The organism is Peptostreptococcus sp., from assembly GCF_977045075.1.
This window is the reverse complement of the sequence record NZ_CDRRTB010000127.1, coordinates 1-2,886: the sequence shown is the minus strand read 5'-3', so window position 1 is coordinate 2,886 and position 2,886 is coordinate 1. Positions and strand designations below refer to the sequence as shown.

At 38.1% G+C, this 2,886-nt stretch carries 2 protein-coding genes; both read left to right on the top strand.

From position 1 onward, the window contains the following. Positions 1-131: 131 nt before the first annotated feature. Entirely contained in the window at positions 132-1,949 is a 1,818-nt protein-coding gene (gene uvrC, locus ACW6OJ_RS07820) for an excinuclease ABC subunit UvrC (RefSeq protein WP_455105202.1), read from the top strand. Positions 1,950-1,997: 48 nt separating this feature from the next. Continuing rightward, on the top strand, positions 1,998-2,886 hold an 889-nt coding region (hprK, locus tag ACW6OJ_RS07815; RefSeq protein WP_456096250.1), incomplete at its 3' end, for an HPr(Ser) kinase/phosphatase.

Genomic DNA, 2,886 nt, shown 5'->3' with positions numbered 1-2,886 from the left:
AAAAGGAAGATATGACTTCAAGGAGGTAGCTACGACCTCTATCTATACTAATATTATCCCACAAAGAAGAGGGGATAGAAAAGAAAAAAAGTAGTTTTAACTACAAGTATATTATACGAGGAGGTAAATATATGTTTGACATACAGGAGCACTTGAAAACACTGCCTGCTAGCCCGGGTGTATACATAATGAAGGACAAGTTCGGAAATGTAATATATGTAGGTAAGGCTGTGTCCTTAAAAAATAGGGTAAGACAGTATTTCCAGTCTTCAAAGAATCACTCTGACAAGGTCAGGTCCATGGTTAAAAACATTTTCAGCTTTGAGTATATAATGACAGATTCTGAGCTTGAGGCCCTGATATTAGAGTGTAATTTAATAAAAAAATACAAACCAAAATATAATATCCTCCTTCGTGATGATAAGACCTATCCATATATAAAGGTAACGGTTAATGAGGACTATCCAAGAGTCCTAAAGGTAAGGAGGATCCTAAAGGATAAGGCCAAGTACTTTGGTCCCTATTCAAATGTATCTGCTGTCAATGACACAATTGATATAATAAGGAATATTTATCCAATTAGGACCTGCAATATAGATATGGACAAGGCAATCAAGTCTGGTATGAGACCCTGTCTAAACTATCATATCAAAAAATGTATAGGGCCTTGTACAGGTATGGTTTCAAAAAAAGAATATATGGATATGATAGATGAAATACTCCTATTTTTGTCGGGAAAGGAAGACAAGTTAGTAGGTGTTTTAGAAGAAAAGATGAAGGCGGCTTCCATGGTCCTAGACTTTGAAGAGGCGGCTTCATATAGGGATAAGATAAGTAGCCTTAAGGATGTAATGGAAAAACAGAAAATCTCCAATGTACAAAATGATTCTGACCAGGATGTTATAGCCATGGCTAACTTTGACCAGGAGGCTTGTGTTCAGGTATTCTTTATAAGGAATGGCAAGGTATCTGGAAGGGAAAATTTCATGCTTGAAGGTGTCAAGGATAGTGACAGGTCAACAATATTAGGGTCCTTTATCAAGCAGTTCTATATGTCCCAGGAATATATACCAAGAGAGCTTATAGTTGAAGAGGAGTTTCTGGATATGGAGATAATGGAAGAAATCCTGTCCTCTAAAAGGGGAACCGCCGTAAGTATAAGGGTACCTAAAAGGGGGGACAAGAGGGCTCTAGTCCTAATGGTTAGAAAGAATGCTGATGAATATCTATTGAAGTTTGACGACCTAAAAAAGAAAAAGTATGAAAAGAGTATAGGATCGCTTGAAGAATTAGGTAAGCTATTAGACCTGGATGCTAAAAATCTAAACAGGATAGAAGCCTATGATATATCGAATATCCAAGGTGTAGATTCAATAGGAACGATGGTAGTATATACAAAGGGTATAAAGGATAAAAAGGAATATAGACGATTTAAGATAAAGACGGTAGAGGGACCAGATGACTATGCTTCTATGGCAGAAGTTTTGGATAGACGACTAAAGCACGGCAACCTACCAGATCTCATCCTCCTAGATGGGGGCAAGGGCCAAGTATCTGCGGTCAAGAAGGTCCTAGAAGAAAATGGTGAAGACATACCTCTGTGGGGCATGTATAAGGATGACAGGCATAGGACAAAGGGTCTTTTAAATGGAGAAAAGACTATTGAGTTGGATAGAACAACTAGCCTTTACAGGTTTGTGGCGGGTATCCAGGAGGAGGTCCACAACTATTCTATATCCTATCATAGGAGCTTGAGGGACAAGAAGATGACCAAGTCTATCCTAGATGATATACCAGGTATAGGACCAAAGAGAAAAAAGGCCTTGATGGACAAGTTTAAGGATGTTGATAAACTTAAGGAGGCCAGTAAGGATGACCTAGTTGCCATAGATGGTATAACCGATAGGCTGGCAGATGAGGTATTAAGACATATAAATAGGGCGAGGTAGGTCCTATAAATAATAAATTGGTAGTTGTAAATAATGAAAGGTAATAGGATGTCAAAGATTACAGTAAGAAATTTAATTGACGATTTAAAATTGAAGGAGATAATATCTCCTGATAATAAGGCGGAGGAAACATATATAACTGAAAAAGAATTAAATAGGCCAGGAATCCAGCTAGCTGGATATTTTGACTATTTTACACCTGAGAGAATTCAGATTATAGGCAAGACTGAGTATACCTTCTTTGGTAATTTTACCAACAAGCATAGGTTAAAGACCCTAGATGAGTATTTTTCTCATGATATACCCCTAGTCATAGTGACAAGGGGACTTGAGCTAAAGGAGGAGTTCTATGACTACGCAGAAAAGCACAATGTCATTGTTTGTTCAACTGACCAGGCTACAACTAGGTTTATTAATAGGCTGTCATGGTACCTAGAAGATAAGATGGCTCCAAATGAGACAGTGCATGGTGTACTAGTAGATATTAATGGGGTAGGTGTCCTAATAAGGGGTGAAAGCGGTATTGGTAAGTCGGAAACAGCCCTTGAGCTAATCCAAAATGGAAACAGGCTGATAGCAGATGATGCTGTCGAAATAAAGAGGGTTGATGATGGTTTAGTAGTGGGTCAAGCACCAGAAATATTGAGAAATTATTTAGAAATTAGGGGTATAGGAATAGTAGATATACAGAGCCTTTATGGAGCAAGGGCTATGAATACTTCAAAAAAGATAGACCTTGTAGTCTACCTAGAAAACTGGAAGCCTGGCAAGTACTATGATAGGTTAGGCTTGGACAGGGACTATGAGTATATGCTGGGTGAAAAAATAGAAAAGTTAGTAGTACCAGTAAGACCAGGTAGAAATACAGCTCTTATACTAGAGGTAGCTGCTATGAACTATAGGCAAAGACAGTTAGGAAATGATGCAGCAGTTGAGT

Bases quoted from the DNA above. Each gene is read 5' to 3' on its own strand.
- uvrC (WP_455105202.1), top strand. From the start codon at position 132: ATGTTTGACATACAGGAGCACTTGAAAACACTGCCTGCTAGCCCGGGT.